The sequence below is a fragment of the Nonomuraea sp. NPDC003214 genome (assembly GCF_053590035.1).
The window spans coordinates 645,715-659,909 of record NZ_JBSFSX010000004.1 but is presented as its reverse complement, the minus strand read 5'-3'; the positions used below and the strand labels follow the sequence as shown (position 1 = coordinate 659,909).

13 protein-coding genes are annotated in these 14,195 nt (G+C 71.7%); 8 read left to right on the top strand and 5 right to left on the bottom strand.

Features of this window, described 5'->3' with window-relative positions:
- Window positions 1-43 precede the first annotated feature (43 nt).
- From ACWDXC_RS15290 to ACWDXC_RS15280, 3 genes are all read left to right on the top strand, one after another.
- A complete protein-coding gene (locus ACWDXC_RS15290) occupies window positions 44-643 on the top strand; it encodes a TetR family transcriptional regulator (protein ID WP_449981847.1) in 600 nt (199 codons plus the stop codon).
- Window positions 644-790: 147 nt separating this feature from the next.
- Complete coding sequence (locus tag ACWDXC_RS15285; protein ID WP_449981845.1) at window positions 791-1,552, top strand: FHA domain-containing protein; 762 nt, start codon at window positions 791-793, stop codon at window positions 1,550-1,552.
- The gene (locus ACWDXC_RS15280) at window positions 1,549-1,959 is read left to right on the top strand and encodes a DUF5955 family protein (protein ID WP_449981843.1); all 411 of its coding nucleotides are present in this window, start codon (window positions 1,549-1,551) and stop codon (window positions 1,957-1,959) included. Before ACWDXC_RS15285 ends, ACWDXC_RS15280 begins: the two co-directional genes overlap by 4 nt.
- Here ACWDXC_RS15280 and ACWDXC_RS15275 read toward each other — a convergent pair.
- Both ACWDXC_RS15275 and ACWDXC_RS15270 read right to left on the bottom strand, forming a co-directional pair.
- A complete protein-coding gene (locus tag ACWDXC_RS15275) occupies window positions 1,956-2,735 on the bottom strand; it encodes a hypothetical protein (RefSeq protein ID WP_449981841.1) in 780 nt (259 codons plus the stop codon). The two genes, ACWDXC_RS15280 and ACWDXC_RS15275, sit on opposite strands and share 4 nt — an antisense overlap.
- 95 nt (window positions 2,736-2,830) lie before the next feature.
- Complete coding sequence (locus ACWDXC_RS15270; RefSeq protein ID WP_449981839.1) at window positions 2,831-3,835, bottom strand: LacI family DNA-binding transcriptional regulator; 1,005 nt, start codon at window positions 3,833-3,835, stop codon at window positions 2,831-2,833.
- Between the two features lie 248 nt (window positions 3,836-4,083).
- Here ACWDXC_RS15270 and ACWDXC_RS15265 point away from each other — a divergent pair, with 248 nt between their 5' ends.
- From ACWDXC_RS15265 to ACWDXC_RS15245, 5 genes are all read left to right on the top strand, one after another.
- Window positions 4,084-5,361, top strand: a complete 1,278-nt coding sequence (locus tag ACWDXC_RS15265; protein ID WP_449981837.1) for an ABC transporter substrate-binding protein — start codon at window positions 4,084-4,086, stop codon at window positions 5,359-5,361.
- 78 nt (window positions 5,362-5,439) lie between these two features.
- On the top strand, window positions 5,440-6,366 hold the full coding sequence (locus tag ACWDXC_RS15260; RefSeq protein WP_219517199.1) for a carbohydrate ABC transporter permease: 927 nt from the start codon (window positions 5,440-5,442) through the stop codon (window positions 6,364-6,366).
- A 1-nt stretch (window position 6,367) separates the two neighbouring features.
- Entirely contained in the window at window positions 6,368-7,219 is an 852-nt protein-coding gene (locus tag ACWDXC_RS15255) for a carbohydrate ABC transporter permease (protein WP_219517198.1), read from the top strand.
- A complete protein-coding gene (locus ACWDXC_RS15250; RefSeq protein WP_449981834.1) occupies window positions 7,216-8,577 on the top strand; it encodes a GH1 family beta-glucosidase in 1,362 nt (453 codons plus the stop codon). Before ACWDXC_RS15255 ends, ACWDXC_RS15250 begins: the two co-directional genes overlap by 4 nt.
- A complete protein-coding gene (locus ACWDXC_RS15245) occupies window positions 8,574-9,029 on the top strand; it encodes a hypothetical protein (RefSeq protein ID WP_449981832.1) in 456 nt (151 codons plus the stop codon). Before ACWDXC_RS15250 ends, ACWDXC_RS15245 begins: the two co-directional genes overlap by 4 nt.
- 37 nt (window positions 9,030-9,066) lie before the next feature.
- On the opposite strand, the gene ACWDXC_RS15240 is transcribed toward ACWDXC_RS15245, so the two are convergent.
- From ACWDXC_RS15240 to ACWDXC_RS15230, 3 genes are read right to left on the bottom strand one after another with little or no spacing between them, the layout of a single operon-like run.
- Window positions 9,067-12,522, bottom strand: a complete 3,456-nt coding sequence (locus tag ACWDXC_RS15240; RefSeq protein ID WP_449981830.1) for a hypothetical protein — start codon at window positions 12,520-12,522, stop codon at window positions 9,067-9,069.
- On the bottom strand, window positions 12,519-13,331 hold the full coding sequence (locus ACWDXC_RS15235) for a carbohydrate ABC transporter permease (RefSeq protein ID WP_364170951.1): 813 nt from the start codon (window positions 13,329-13,331) through the stop codon (window positions 12,519-12,521). Before ACWDXC_RS15235 ends, ACWDXC_RS15240 begins: the two co-directional genes overlap by 4 nt.
- Window positions 13,328-14,194, bottom strand: coding sequence for a carbohydrate ABC transporter permease (locus ACWDXC_RS15230; RefSeq protein WP_449981828.1), 867 nt, complete (start codon window positions 14,192-14,194; stop codon window positions 13,328-13,330). Before ACWDXC_RS15230 ends, ACWDXC_RS15235 begins: the two co-directional genes overlap by 4 nt.
- Window position 14,195 lies beyond the last annotated feature (1 nt).

Sequence of the window (14,195 nt, the reverse complement as noted above, 5' to 3'; positions counted from 1 at the left end):
TAGTAAATGTATGCTCATTTACAAACCCGGACGAAGGAGCGGCATGGCCAGACCCCGCACGACCAGCGACGAGGCGATCCTCGAGGCGGCCGCCCGGGCCATCGGCCGGCACGGGGCGCAGGGCTTCACGCTGGCCGCAGCCGCCCGCGAGGCGGGGCTGGCGGCGGCCACGCTCGTGCAGCGGTTCGGCTCCAAACGCGGGCTGCTGCTCGCCGTGGCCGCCCACTCCGCCCGCACCGTCGCCGCCCCCTTCGAGCGGGCCAGGGGCGAGCACCCGGCGCCGCTGGCCGCCCTGCACGCCGCCCTGGAGGAGCTCGCCTCCGGCGTCGCCACGCCCCACGAGCTCGCCCGCAGCCTCGGCTTCCTGCAGCTCGACCTGACCGACCCCGGCTTCCGCGAGCACGCCGCCGAGCACGCCCGGCGGATGCGGCGGGAGATCGCCGCCCTGCTCGCCGACGCCGTCGCCGCGGGCGAGCTCGCCGCCGGCACCGACGTGGCGGCGCTGTCGCGCGCCGTGCAGGTCACCTACAACGGGACGCTCATCGTGTGGGCGCTGTCCGGCGACGGCACCCTGGCCGCCGCCCTGCGCGACGACCTGGCCGAGACCCTGCGGCCGTACGCGGCGGACGGCGGGAAAGCCTGATCGACATTTCCCACTATCAGCCGATAAAAGGGGATTTATCGAATGGGTTGTTGAGCCGGGGAGTAGGTTATTGTTACCTCCCGAATACTGTCGACGCAGTATTTGCGGGCTGGAAGCTTATCGCGCTGACCGCAAAAGGGGGTGCATATGTCCTACAATGACGCTATTCAGCCGTGCCTGGTCGTCACCAGCCGGCCGATGGCGGGCGCGAGTTTCGAAATCTTCACCGGTCACACCGAGATCGGCAGCGCTCACGGCGCCGGCATCCAGCTGGACTACGACGGGGTCAGCCGTCGCCACGCCTCCATCGACAACGACGGCCGCCGCACCGTGATCAGCGATCTCGGCTCGCTCAACGGCACCTGGGTCAACGGCCGCAAGCTCACCTCCGGTCACGTGCTGCGCGACGGCGACCAGGTCCGCATCGGCTTCGCCACGCTGCGGTTCATGCAGGCCGAAGAGCCCGAGCCGGACTACGGCCACCGCTTCGGCGACGTGGCCGGGCCGGTCAACGCCGGCAGCGGCCACCTCAACGTGGGCGGCAGGCAGCAGATCGCCGGGGGCGACATCTACGGCGACGCCGTCCACGTCACCGACGACTACGACCCGTGGGACGAGGTGTTCCAGGGACGCGGCCCCGGGCGCGGCATCGCCGTCCTCGGCGCGTGCGTGTCACTCCTGGGATTCGCGCTTTTCGCCGGGGTCATCTTCAGCGGATTCTCCGGAAAACTCCTCGACGATCCTTTCGCACAGGAATTGGTGTCCGGAATACCGTCGGCGCCCGCCGGATTCGCGCTGTTCCTCGGCGGCGGACTGCTCGCCGCCCTCGGCCTGTCCATGGCGAAAGCCGCCCGCAAAAGGACCGAGCCCCGTAAAGGGCGGCGGCGGCAGAGAGGCGGCGCCCGATGAGCGGCGAGACCTTCCGGTTCGGCGACGTACGCGGCCCGGTCAACGCCGGCAGCGGCAACCTGAACATCCACGGCCACCAGCAGATCGCCGGCCGCGACCTGCACACCGACCCCGCCACCGCGCTCCGTGCCGACCTCGGCACCCTGCGCCGCGCCCTGGACGAGCTGCGGCTCACCCCCGCCGAGCACCGCACCGCCGAGACCGAGCTGACCGCGCTGGAGCACGAAGCCGCCCAGCCCTCCCCCGACCCCGGCCGCATGGGCCGCCACCTCCAGGCGTTCACCACCACCCTCGAACACGCCGGAGCCCTCGCCGGAGCGGGCCTCGCGGTCATCCAGGCCATCACCGCCATCGCCACCTGGCTCGGCCCCGCCGGCCACCAGGCCCTCTCCCTCCTCGGCCTCTAGGACCTCAGCCCGTCAAGGCGTTCCACCTCCCCCTTACGCCGCCGGGCCTGCCGCCACAGCAGGTAGCCGGCCGGCAGCACGAGCACCAGCAGCCGGGCGGGGTCGTCGCGGAGGCCGTCGAACCGGAGCAGGCTCAGCAGGCCGACGCGCAGGGAGTCGTCCCCGGTGAGGAGCGGGGCCAGCGCCACCAGCCCCCACACCACCAGGACGTCCAGGACCGCCGCCGCCGCCCGCCGCCCCGGGACCGGCGGCGCCTGGGAGCCGCAGGCGAGCAGCACCAGCAGGGCCGCCACCAGCAGGCACAGCTCCCAGAGCCCCCAGCCGCCGGGCAACGCCCAGAACCACTCCGCGCCGAACACCGGCAGCGAGCCGGAGCAGATGCCGTCCCCCCGGTAGTCGGCCGAGAGCGGCCGGACGAGCGCGACCAGCGCCAGCACCCCGGCGGCACGCGGTCCCGCCGTCGCCGAACGCCGCCGCACGAGGGCGACCAGCACGGCCACCACCGGCACGGCCCAGACGATCGCCAGCTCGGTGAGCGTGGCGAGGTCGTCGCGCAACGGCAGGAACGGCGAGCGGTCGATCGCGTCGTACGGGCGTACGCAGCGGATGACGCCCTCGGTGAAGCCCCCGTCGTAATCGCTCGCGTCGTGTTCCTCGTGAAGACTGGCCGCCACGTACAGGGAGGACCGGTCGAACCAGCTCTTCCAGGCGTCCCAGGTGGGGTAGCTCGCGGCGGCGATGGCCGCCGGCCAGGCCCACGGGGCTGAGGATGACACGTCACGGGCTCCTTCGCTTCCCGGCGAACCCTACCGGTGATCTTGGGCCCCACGGCCCTTCCCCATCACAGGGATGACGGCCGCCCGCCCGAGGTCTACCCGGTGGAGCCCCGGACGACCAGGGAGGTCGGCAGGATCCGCGGGGCCGGGGCGGCGCCTTCGTTGATCATCGTGATGACCGCCGCGGCCGCCGCCGTCCCGAAGCCCGCCTTGTCCTGGGCCACGGTGGTCAGCCCCGGCGGCACCAGGGCGGCCAGCTCGATGTCGTCGAACCCGACCAGCGCGATGTCCTCGGGCACCTTCAGCCCCGCCTCGGTCACGGCCCGCAGCGCGCCGATCGCCATCTCGTCGCCCGCGGCGAACACCGCGTCGGGCCGCTCCTCCAGCTCCAGCAGGGCGCGCATCGCGGTGTAGCCGCCGGACAGGTAGAAGTCGCCCTCGACGACCAGTTCCGGCCGGTGCGCCAGGCCGAGCGCGGCCAGTTCGTCCAGGTAGCCGCGCAGCCGCTCGGCGCCCGGCCTGGTGCCGGCCGGGCCGGTGATGGTGGCGATGGCCCGGCGCCCGCTCGCGTGCAGGTGGCGGACCGCCTCACGGGCCCCGCCCACGTTGTCGGAGGTCACGTAGGTGGTCCACGGTCCCCGTACGGGCCGGTCGAGGGAGACGCACGGCACCTCCGACTCCGCCAGCGGCTGGAGCGAGGGGTCGGCTCTGCCGTTGTCTATGAAGACCACGCCGTCGAGGTTGTGCCTGCGCACGGCGCGGAGAAAGCTGTCGGGCGTGCCGTCCTCGCTGGTGGCGAGCATGAGCAGGTGGTAGCCGCGCTCGCTCAGCGCGGTCTTCAGCCCGATGAGGATCTCTTGGAAGAACGGGTGCCGCCAGCCGGGGCGGCGGTGGTCGGTGTCCCAGATGAGGCCCACCATGTGGGACCTCTTGGTGGCCAGGGTGCGGGCCGACTCGTTGGGCAGGTATCCGATGCGTGCCGCGGTGCTGAGGATCAGCTCGCGGGTCTGGGCGTTCACCACCTCGGGGTTGTTGAACACGCGGGAGACAGTCGCCGGTGACACCCCGCAAAGGCGCGCCAGCTCTCGAATCGTTGCCACGGACGTACGCTATCGCATCTCGCTGAAACCGGTTTCATGTAACCGGTTGCATGAAACCTATGTGAGGGTCCATCCCCTGTCAATCAATCACCGTCGATTTCCGACACGTGACGTTTCTGTGACTTGACAGGCGGTGGCAGCAGTAGGTGAGATGACGCTCTAACAGGCCGATGCCGCACCGTTGCCGCGGGGCTCGGCCTTCATCGCATCTCGCAGTCACCCCTTCTCTCCCTTCGAAGGAGTCCCAGGTGTCTGCTGGACGAACCCGTCTCGCCGCCGGAGCGCTGGTCATCGGCATGCTCGCCGCCGGTTGCGGCGGCTCCCCCTCCGCCGGCTCCACGCCGACCGGCGGCAAGATCACACTGACGCTCAACCTGTTCGGGAACATGGGCTTCAAGGAGCTCTACGCCAAGTACGAGGCCGCCCACCCCAACATCAAGATCGTCGAAAGGACGTCTGCGTACAACGACCACCACCGCAACCTCGCGGCGCACCTGGCCACCCGCAGCGGCGCCGCCGACGTCGAGGCGATCGACACCGGCTTCATCGCCCAGTTCAGGAACCAGCCCCAGCACTTCGCCGACCTGCGCCAGCACGGCGCCGACCAGCTCAAGGACCGCTGGCTGCCGTGGAAGTGGGAGGCGTCGCTGGCCAAGTCGGGCGCCCAGATCGGCTACGGCACCGACGTCGGCGGCCTGGCCATGTGCTACCGCCGCGACCTGTTCGAGAAGGCCGGGCTGCCCACCGGCCGTGACGAGGTCGCCAAGCTCTGGCCCGACTGGACGTCCTACTTCGAGACCGGCAAGCGCTACACCGCCAAGAAGCCCGAAGGCGCCGCGTTCTTCGACGGCGGCCCCCAGGTGTTCAACGCGATGGTCGGCCAGATGGAGACCGGCTACTACGACACCCAGGACAACGTCGTGGTCGCCACCAACCCGGCCATCCGCTCCGCCTACGACCAGGTGCTCGAGGCCGTGGCCGACGGCCAGTCGGCCAAGCTCGTGGGCAGCTCGCCCGCCTGGAACACCGGCTTCGCCAAGAGCCAGTTCGCCACCATCGCCTGCCCCGCCTGGATGCTCGCCAAGATCCAGGACCAGGGCAAGGCCTTCGCCGGGCAGTGGGACGTGGCCGCCATCCCGGGCGGCGGCGGCAACTGGGGCGGCTCGTACCTGACCGTCCCCGCCCAGGGCAAGCACACGAAGGAGGCCGTGGCGCTGATCGCCTGGCTGACGGCGCCCGAACAGCAGATCGAGGTGTTCACCAAGCACGGCATCCTGCCCTCGACCGTGGCCACGTACGACAAGCCCGAGGTGACGGGGCTCAAGCACGAGTTCTTCAACGACGCGCCGATCGGCCAGATCTTCACCACCGCCGCCCGCAATCTCAAGCCGCAGTACCAGGGCCCGAGGGCCGGCGACATCCAGACGGCCATCCGCGACGCGATCAACCGCGTGGAGGAGGGCAAGCAGGACGGCGCCGAGGCGTGGACGCAGATGCTCGGGGACGTCGAGCGCATCAGCAAGTGACGCTCGCCGACCTGTGAAAGCCGGTGACGGCGGGCGGTCAGGGCCCGCCGTCACCACCCGCCCCCCGAGGAGCCGACCATGACCTCCGTCAGATCAGGGCCCCGGCGCCGCTGGGCCTACCAGCTCGACGTCAAGGGCTCGCCGTACCTGTACATCGCGCCGTTCTTCCTGCTGTTCGGCCTGGTGGGCATGTTCCCGCTGCTGTACACCGCCTACGTCTCCCTCACCGACTGGAACCTGCTGGACCCGGCCCACGAGTGGGTGGGCCTGGCCAACTACGCCGACCTGCTGGCCGACGACTACTTCTGGAACGCGCTGTTCAACACCGTCAGCATCTGGCTGTTGTCCACCGTGCCCCAGCTGCTGGCCGCACTGTTCATCGCCCACATGCTCAACCGCAGGCTGCGCGCCCGCACGCTGTTCAGGATGGGCGTGCTGCTGCCCAACGTGACCTCGATCGTCGCGGTCACGATCATCTTCGCCCAGCTCTTCGGCCGCGACTTCGGCATGGTGAACTGGGCCCTCGAACTGGTGGGCCTGGATCCGATCGACTGGCAGGCCGGCACGCTCTCGTCGCACGTGGCGATCTCGCTGATCGTCATCTGGCGGTGGACCGGCTACAACGCCCTCATCTACCTGGCCGCCATGCAGACCATCCCCGAGGACCTGTACGAGGCGGCCCGGCTGGACGGCGCGAGCCAGTTCACCCAGTTCCGGAGGATCACCGTGCCGATGCTCCGCCCCACGATCATCTTCACCGCCGTCGTGTCCACCATCGGCGGCTTCCAGATCATCGCCGAACCGCTGCTGTTCCAGGCCGGCACCGGCAACCCGACCGGCGGCTCGGACCGCCAGTTCCAGACCGTCGGCCTCTACCTCTACGAGCAGGGCTTCAGCCTGTACGAGTTCGGCTACGCCTCGGCGATCGCCTGGACCCTCTGCATGATCATCGTGGTCATGGCGCTCGTCAACTTCGCCATCACGCGCAGGATCAGGAGCAGCTGACATGGCCGCCGTCACCGCCGTCCGACGCCGCTTCCATCCCCAAGGAGCGGGGTTCTGGACCTACGCCGCGCTCATCGCCGTCCTGCTCGGCTCGCTGTTCCCCGTCTACTGGTCGCTGGTCGTGGCCTCCCACGACAACGACGCCATCGCCAGCGTCCCGCCGGTCCTCACCCCCGGCGGCCACCTGTTCGAGAACATCGCCCGGGTCTTCGACACCACCGCGTTCGGGCAGGCGATGCTCAACTCCGTCCTCGTCTCCAGCTCGGTCACCGTCTCGGTCGTGCTGTTCTCCACGCTGGCCGGATTCGCCTTCGCCAAGCTGCGCTTCCGCGGGCGCAACGTGCTGCTCGTCATGGCCATCGCCACCACCACCGTGCCGCAGCAGCTCGGCATCATCCCGCTGTACATCCTCATGGCGGAGCTCGGCTGGACCGGCAGGCTCGAGGCGGTGATCGTGCCCGGCCTGGTCACCGCGTTCGGCGTGTTCCTCATGACCCAGTACCTGTCCAGCGCCATCCCCGACGAGCTGCTGGAGGCCGGGCGCATCGACGGGTGCAGCACGCTGCGGCTGTTCTGGCACGTCGTGCTGCCCGCCGCCCGCCCGGCCGCCGCCGTGCTCGGGCTGTTCACCTTCATGCAGGCCTGGAACGACTTCTTCTGGCCGCTGGTCGTCCTCACCCCGGAGAACCCGACCGTCCAGGTCGCGCTCTCCAGCCTGGCCAGCGGCTACACCACCGACTACGCGCTCGTGCTCACCGGCACCGTGCTCGCCATCGTGCCGATCGTGGCCGTCTTCGCCGCGCTGGGCCGCCAGATCATTGGGGGAATCATGTCAGGAGCGATCAAGGGATGACCCGGGAACGTACCGCCTTTCCCCCTGGATTCGTGTGGGGCACGGCCACCGCCGCCTACCAGATCGAGGGCGCCGTGGCCGCCGACGGGCGCGGGCCCTCCATCTGGGACACGTTCTGCCGCGTCCCCGGCGCCGTGGCCGGAGGCGACAGCGGCGAGCACGCCTGCGACTTCTACCACCGCTGGCCGCAGGACGTGGAGCTGATGGACCGGCTCGGCGCCGGGGCCTACCGCTTCTCGCTGGCCTGGCCCAGGATCATGCCCGACGGCGACGGCCGGGTGAACCAGCGCGGCCTCGACTTCTACCGGAAGCTCGCCGGCACCCTGCGCGAGCGCGGCATCGAGCCGTACGTCACCCTCTACCACTGGGACCTGCCCCAGGCGCTGGAGGACCGCGGCGGCTGGCGCGCCCGCGACACCGCCGCGCGCTTCGCCGACTACGCCGAGGTCGCGCACGAGGCGCTGGGCGACACGGTGACACGGTGGATCACGCTGAACGAGCCGTACTGCTCGTCCATCGTCGGCTACGCCGAAGGCCGCCACGCGCCCGGCGCCCGCGAGGGACACGGCGCGCTCGCCGCCGCCCACCACCTGCTGCTGGGCCACGGCCTCGCGGTGGCCAGGCTGCGGGCGCGGGCACGGCCGGGGCAGCAGGTCGGCATCACGCTCAACATGTCGCCCACCGTGCCCGCGACCGGCTCGGCCGCCGACGCGGAGGCAGCGCGCAAGATGGACCTGCTGGTCAACCGGCAGTTCACCGACCCGCTGCTGCTCGGCGCCTACGCCTCCGACATGGCGGAGGTCTTCGGCGCGATCAGCGACTTCTCCTTCCGCCGCGAGGGCGACCTGGACGTCATCGGCGCCCCGCTGGACTTCCTGGGGGTCAACTACTACTACCGCATCCACGCCGCCGCGGCCCCGTACCAGCAGGCGGACCCCGCACTGCGCTCCGCCTTCGACCTGGGCGTGCGCAGCGTCACCCCGGACGGGGCGGCGACCAGCGGGCTGGGCTGGCCGATGGAGCCGCACGGGCTTCACGAGACCCTGCTCGGCCTGGCCCGGCGCTATCCGGCGCTGCCGCCGATCTTCATCACCGAGAACGGCTACGGCGACGACGGAACCCTCGACGACACCGGCCGGGTCGGCTTCCTGCGCGACCACCTGGCCGCCATCCGCACCGCGATGGCCGACGGCGTGGACGTGCGCGGCTACTTCTGCTGGTCGCTGCTGGACAACTTCGAGTGGGCCCGCGGGTACGCCGCCCGGTTCGGGCTCGTCCACGTCGACTACGAGACCCAGGTCCGCACGGAGAAGGCGAGCTTCCACTGGCTGCGCGAGTTCATCAGGAACCAGGAGTGAACACCCTGGCGGATCGCCGTCCGCCCCCCTCCCGATCATCGCCGGACCGGGCGGGCACGGCCACGGCCGCCCCGGGCCTGCTCGCCGTCACCGGCACGATCGGGCCGGCCGAACCGCACGCACACGCCGCAGTGCAGGTCCTGCTGGTGCTCGACGGCGAGGTGATGCTGACCGACCGGCACGGCGGTCAGCATCGGGCCCGGGCCGCGATCATCCCGGCCGGTGTCCGGCCCGGCGTCGGGGACGTCAACTTCGGCCTGTTCACCCTGGCCTGGGACCACCTCCTGGGCACCTTCTCCTACGACCCGGCCCGCCGCTTCACCTCCGGCCAGCTCGGCATGGCCGCCGAACCCGACTACCCCACCGCCTATCCGGCCCAGCTCGCCGAACCCTTCCGCGCCTCCGGCGCCTGCCAGGCCGAACCCGCCGTCCAGGAGCAGGCGGTGAGGTGATCCGGCCCCCTGGGATCGGCTTAGCAGGGGCGTTCGGTCATCGGCGGGCGGCCAGCGTGACCGGGCCGAACAGGCCCGTGACCCGCTGGCCGGGGAAGACGAAGTGCGTCGGGCTGACCTCGTCCAGATACGGGCCCAGCGTGCCGAGAACCAGGATCTCCAGCGTATTGTCCCCTTCGTCCAGGGCGACGTCGAAGGTGTAGGGCGAGCACACCCGGACGCCGCACGGCCTGCCGTTCACCGTGACCTCCGCCGTGCCACGGACGCGGCCGAGGTCGAGGCGGGCAGGCCCGGCGGAGCCGGTGAGCGTGGTCCGGTAGCGCACGCCGCCGCTGTAACCCGCCAGCCCGCGCTCCTCCCAGTCGCCCAGCCGCATCCGGCCGGGACCGCAGGTGAAGCGGACCGGGCCGGTCAGCGCCGCGCCCCCCTGCGCCCCTGGCCCGGTGGCGACCTCCAGCTCCGCGCCGTCCACCCGGGCCGCGCCGAGAGCCGCGTCCACCTCGATCGCGGTCACGCCGGGCGGCGGGTCCAGGCGGTAGCGCGCGGCACCCGGCCGCGCGCCGGGCACGGCGAACGTCGCGGGCAACGCCACCGGCCGCCCGTCGAGCCAGTCCGCCCCGGGCAGCGGGTGCGGGCGCGGGCGCAGGTACAGCGCCGCCGGGTCGCCGTTCTGGCGTCGCCGCACGCGCGGGCGCGAGTCCCAGCTCGGGCCGGACACCACGAGCCCGTCGACGAGCACCCAGCCGTCCGACTCCACCCGGATCACGTTCGCGCCGGGCCGCAGCAGGTGAGCGACGTCGTAGCGGCGCAGGCGCGGGATGTCGGCGTCCGCGTACGGGTCGAAGCCGCCCTGACGGCCCGCCTCCTGCCCGTTGACCAGCACCCGGCAGGGCGCCACCGAGGCGACCTGAAGCACCTCGTACGGCGGCGCGCCCACGGTCACGGTGGTCTCCATCGGCGCGCCGCTGATCCACTCCGGCCGCGCCGCGTCGCCGGGCTCGGCGACCACGCACACGTACGCCCGCAGGTCCAGCTCCTCGTCGGGGACGAGGTCGAGTTCCAGCAGGTACGTGCCGGGCTCCAGCCGGTCACGCGAGACGGCGGCGTAACCGGTGTCCTCGATCGGCAGCTCCGCCCCGTCCAGCCGGACGGTCTTGGCCGCCGGGGCGCCGAGCGCCAGCAGCCCGCCGTCGCCGGGGACGGTGAGCAGGCTGCGGAAGCGGGCCCGCTCCCCCGCCGCGACGCGGCCGAGCGCCAGGAACTCCGACGGTACGTGCCCCTTCGGTCCCAGCGTGTCGCGGTGCACCGGGTCCTTGTGCAATCCCCGCGAATCTGACCACACCGACGGCGTCCAGGGGCCGTCGCCCGTGCGCTGCTCGCCCTTCGGCCCGAAGGTGGCATGCACCCGTACGCCGTCCACGCCGGTCAGCGTCCAGCGTTCGACGGTGGCGGTGCCGGCGCCGAAGTCCGACCAGGTGTCGTCCAGGGTCGGCACCAGCTCCACGTCCCATTCCTCCCCCAGGTCGACGGGGTCGGCGAGGACCGCGGGCGGAGCGGGGACGGCGGTGCCGCCGTCGAAGATCAGCAGGGCGGCGGGGCCGTCGTCGAACGGCACGTCCACCTCCATCGCGTCGCCGATCACCCGGTGCGGCAGCGGCCTCGGCTCCGCGCCGAACAGGCCCGCCAGCAGGGGCGTGCCCGTCACGCCGGTGACCTTGACCCGCATCTCGCGGGCGTACCTGGCGGGCTCGAAGTCGATCGAGGCGTCCAGCCACCCCAGCTCCACGCCGCGCTCGCCGGGCCGCGCCACGCCGACCCTGCTCGCCATCGGGAACGCGGCGGTCAGGAACACCAGCGTGGTGTCACCCACCGAGCGGACCAGCGGCGGCACCGGCGCCTCCACCCGGCGCTCCAGCCCGGCCAGCGCCTCCCCCAGGTCCCCGGCCGTCGGCGCGAACCGCGCCTCACCGGCCGCGAACCGCGCCCTGAGCCGCGGGGACTCCGGCAGCGCCTCCACGGCCACCAGCAGCCCCCCGGCGGCGACGAACTCGTCCAGCCGCTCGGCCACCTCCTCCTCCAGCACGGTCACGGCGGGCAGGACGACCACCCGATAGGCCTCGTCCGCGACCGCCAGCCGCGGCCCGGACCGGGCGGGGCCGTCGCCACGCGTCAGTGCGGCGGCGCGGCGGACGGAGTCGTCGTCGATGACGTCGGCGTCGAGGCACAGCAGGTCGAGGGCGCCGGGCTCGGTGGCGAACCAGGCCATGTCGCCCACGATCTCGCGGTACACCCGCTGGGCCCGTCCGGCGTCGGCGGTGGCGGGGGCGGCCCCGTCGGCGGGGGTGCCGGCGCGGGCGGTGGTGGCGGGCAGCAGGACGGCGACGTCGCACTCGTGGCGCCCCAGCGAGAGCGCCGCGCAGAGCCGGGTGACGGCGTCGGCGAAGACGCGGTGGTGCCGCCAGTACGGCTGGCGCCAGTCGGTGGACGGCGGCGCCCACTCCCACCAGCCCCGCCGGGTCGTGTAGTAGACGGCGTGCGGGTTGTAGAGGTTGGCGCCCGCCCGCAGCCACGGCAGCAGCCAGTCGAGGGTCTCCTCCAGCGTGCCGCCCCACCCGCTGGAGTGGAACGCCTCGATCCAGGTGCGCGGCCGGCCGTAGAGGTGGGCGAGCGAGGAGTGCAGCCGCGCGTCGCCGTGATGGTCGGAGCCCGGCGCGCTGAACCAGCGGTGGGTGCGCGCGTAGTCGGCGTAGAGGCGCACCCCGTCGACGGGGTGGCCGGCGCGGGCCGGGTCCTGCTGGTCGCAGCCGTTGAGCAGGCCGTGACGCCGGTGCCAGTCGGCCAGCGGCCGGAAGAACGCCTCTTCGGCCAGTTCGGCGCGGGTCAGGTGGTAGGCCTGCCAGTCCGGTTCGGTGAGGGAGAACGAGTGGCCGCGCCGGGCGGCGTACTCGGCGGCGAAGGCGGCGGACCAGGTGGGCAGCGTCGGCAGTTCGTCCTGGAAGGAGCCCGCGATCACGCGGCCGAACCAGTGGCCGACGCGCCGCTCGAACTCGCCGTGCACCCGGTCGAGCAGGACGGCGCAGGCTTCGGGCGACAGGTAGTCGAAGCCGCGGGTGGTGATGGTCCCGTCGGCGCCCAGCCACTGGCCGGCGAACTCCGGGCGTTCCTGGACGAGCCGGGCTTGCAGGTCGGCGCCGGAGAAGCCGAGCTGGTCGTAGAACCACAGGTGGGCGCCCAGCTCGAAGGCGTCGGCGCAGACGCCGTCGAGCAGTTCCCACCACGCCTCCGACAGGAACGGCGGATCGTCGGCGTCGGAGCCGAACAGGGGCCCCGACGGCGCCAGGTTGAGGATGACGAGGTTGCGGACGCCGCCGGCGACGAGGCGTTCCATCTGCCAGCGCAGCCGGTCGCGGCGCAGCGGCTCGCCGCTCCACCACCAGATGGCCGCCGGCGAGTGGCTGGCGGGCGGCTCGCGGAGCACGTCGTGGACGTTCATCCCTTGAGCCCGCTCGAGAAGCCCTTGATGACGTAGCGCTGCAGGGCCAGGAACACGCCGACGATGGGCAGCGCGCCCAGGACCAGCCCGGCGAAGACCAGGCCGTGGTCGGAGACGTACTGGCCGACGAAGGCGAAGACGCTGACCGGGACGGTCTCGAAGCCGGAGCCGCCGAGATAGAGCAGCGGGGTGAAGAAGTCGTTCCAGATGAAGACCGCGTTGAGGATCAGCACGGTGCCGGTGATCGGCCGCAGCAGCGGGAAGACCACGCGGGTGAACGCGGTCAGTTGCGAGGCGCCGTCGATCTGGGCGGCGCTGGCGTAGTCGCGGGGCAGCGCGCGGATGAAGCCGGTGTAGAGGAAGACGGTGAACGGGAGCTGGATGCCGGTGTAGAAGAGGATCATCCCGGCGTGCGTGCCGATCAGCCCGAGGTCGGTGACCAGTTCGTAGAGCGGGATCATGCCGAGCTGGAACGGCAGCACGATGCCGAGCAGGAACAGGATGTAGAGCCCGTAGCCGAGCCGCGTCTGGACCCTGGCCAGGTAGTAGGCGGCGAAGGAGCCGAGGGCGATCAGCGCGACGAGGCTGACCACGGTGACGACGGTGCTGTTGATCAGGGACGGGCCGAGCGCGGCGGCGGTCCACGCCTTGCCGAAGTTGTCGAACGTGGGCGGGTCGGGCAGGGCCAGCGGCGCCTGGGAGATCTGCGCCGGGTCCTTCAGCGACAGCGAGACCAGCGTGTAGACCGGGAAGAGGAACGCCACGGCGACCGCCACCATGACGATCTCCAGCAGGAACGTCCTTCTCATGCCGTCACCTCCCGGCTGCGCAGGTAGTAGACCTGGACGAGCGAGACGGCGGCCACGAACAGGGCGAGCACGAGCGCGATCGCGGTGCTGTAGCCGAACTTGCCGAACACGAACGCCTGCTTGTAGAGCACGGTGGAGAGCGTCTCCGTCGCGTAGCCGGGGCCGCCGTTGGTCGCGGCGAAGACCTGGTCGAACAGCTTGAGCCCGCCGATCGTGGAGAGCATCAGGTTGATCGTCACCGCGGGGGCGAGCAGCGGCCAGGTGACGTAGCGGAAGCACTGGAAGGTGCCGGCCCCGTCGATCATCGCGGCCTCGTGCAGCTCCTTGGGCACGCCTTCGAGCCCGGCCAGGAAGATGACCATGGAGTAGCCGGCGTACTGCCACACGACCATGCCGGCGATGGACCACAGCGCGACCGACGGGTCGCCGAGCCAGTCGACACGCAGGCCGAGCAGCCCGTTGAGCCCGGCGGACGGGTCGGGGTTGTAGACGTACTTCCACAGGAACGCCACCATGACGGGGCTAACGACGACGGGCGCGAAGAAGATCACCCGTAGCAGCGCCCGGCTCTTGAGCCTGGCGTTGACGCCGAGGGCCAGCAGCAGCCCGACGCCGTTCTGCACGATCATGATGGCGACCGTGAGCAGCAGGGTGTTGCCGATGGAGCCGGTGGCCTGGTCGTCGCCGAGGAGGGTGGCGAAGTTGTCCAGGCCGACGAACGACATGTCCTGGCCGATGCCGCTCCAGTCGGTGAAGGCGTAGACGACGCCGCCGGCCGCCGGGTAGAGCACCACGACGGCGTAGACGACGAGCGCGGGGGCGGCGAACAGCCAGGGCGGGGTGGTCAGGCGGGCACGTTTCACG

What these genes read in the sequence shown, in the direction of transcription:
- ACWDXC_RS15290 (WP_449981847.1), top strand. Translation starts at nt 44, where the DNA reads ATGGCCAGACCCCGCACGACCAGCGACGAGGCGATCCTCGAGGCGGCC.
- ACWDXC_RS15285 (WP_449981845.1), top strand. Translation starts at nt 791, where the DNA reads ATGTCCTACAATGACGCTATTCAGCCGTGCCTGGTCGTCACCAGCCGG.
- ACWDXC_RS15280 (WP_449981843.1), top strand. Translation starts at nt 1,549, where the DNA reads ATGAGCGGCGAGACCTTCCGGTTCGGCGACGTACGCGGCCCGGTCAAC.
- ACWDXC_RS15260 (WP_219517199.1), top strand. Translation starts at nt 5,440, where the DNA reads ATGACCTCCGTCAGATCAGGGCCCCGGCGCCGCTGGGCCTACCAGCTC.
- ACWDXC_RS15255 (WP_219517198.1), top strand. Translation starts at nt 6,368, where the DNA reads ATGGCCGCCGTCACCGCCGTCCGACGCCGCTTCCATCCCCAAGGAGCG.
- ACWDXC_RS15250 (WP_449981834.1), top strand. Translation starts at nt 7,216, where the DNA reads ATGACCCGGGAACGTACCGCCTTTCCCCCTGGATTCGTGTGGGGCACG.
- ACWDXC_RS15240 (WP_449981830.1), bottom strand. Translation starts at nt 12,522, where the DNA reads ATGAACGTCCACGACGTGCTCCGCGAGCCGCCCGCCAGCCACTCGCCG.
- ACWDXC_RS15235 (WP_364170951.1), bottom strand. Translation starts at nt 13,331, where the DNA reads ATGAGAAGGACGTTCCTGCTGGAGATCGTCATGGTGGCGGTCGCCGTG.